The organism is Vibrio sp. 9-16B-A1, assembly GCF_056726165.1.
Genome location: NZ_JBSDZD010000039.1, coordinates 1 through 861, shown reverse-complemented (window position 1 = coordinate 861; position 861 = coordinate 1). Strand labels below are relative to the sequence as shown.

At 43.8% G+C, this 861-nt stretch carries 3 tRNA genes and 1 rRNA gene; all 4 read right to left on the bottom strand.

Annotated elements, in window-relative coordinates:
- A 23S ribosomal RNA gene (locus tag ACVB80_RS24330) occupies positions 1 to 110 on the bottom strand; the annotation flags it as partial.
- A 351-nt stretch (positions 111 to 461) separates the two neighbouring features.
- Positions 462 to 537, bottom strand: a tRNA-Val gene (locus tag ACVB80_RS24325).
- Between the two features lie 33 nt (positions 538 to 570).
- Positions 571 to 646, bottom strand: a tRNA-Lys gene (locus tag ACVB80_RS24320).
- A 2-nt stretch (positions 647 to 648) separates the two neighbouring features.
- A tRNA-Glu gene (locus ACVB80_RS24315) sits at positions 649 to 724 on the bottom strand.
- Between the last annotated feature and the right edge of the window lie 137 nt (positions 725 to 861).

Sequence of the window (861 nt, the reverse complement as noted above, 5' to 3'; positions counted from 1 at the left end):
CCCAGACTCAAATGGTTGTTACTACCTAATCTGGGCTTATCGCAAGTTACTACGTCTTTCATCGCCTCTGACTGCCAAGGCATCCACCGTGTACGCTTAGTCACTTAACCATACAACCCCAAGAGGTTTCGTATGTTCAAACAACCAAGGTTTATCGTTGCTTCATTATTTGAATGAGCGAAGCAACACTTCGATTTTGCCGGACTCAAATTCCAAGAACACTTGAATGTGTGTTGGTACCTAAATGATTAAATCATCTAGGATTTGAGAACTTTTAATTGAATAACAACGCTTATCTGAAAGATAAGGGGATTGTTGTTATTCGTCAGCTTTCCAAATTGTTAAAGAGCATGATTCTTCCGAAGAAGGTCATTTTCTAAAGACTTTCGGCGACAAAAATTCCAACCACATACGCTTTACTGAAGTGGTTTGGAAATTCTAATCCAAAAATACTTAGAGAATGGTGGGCGATACCGGGCTCGAACCAGTGACCCCCTGCTTGTAAGGCAGGTGCTCTCCCAACTGAGCTAATCGCCCACTTTAAGTTTTAATTCCTTCGTGGAGAAAGAATGGTGGGTCGTGCAGGATTCGAACCTGCGACCAATTGATTAAAAGTCAACTGCTCTACCAACTGAGCTAACGACCCAATGGTATCCCGTAGGGGAGTCGAACCCCTGTTACCGCCGTGAAAGGGCGGTGTCCTAGGCCTCTAGACGAACGGGACACTAAGTTGAAGATATTGGGATATCTTCTGTCTCTTAAACTGTATAAACCATCAATCTGTGTGAACACTCATCGCAATAATCATTCGTATTAAGGAGGTGATCCAGCCCCAGGTTCCCCTAGGGCTACCTTGTTACG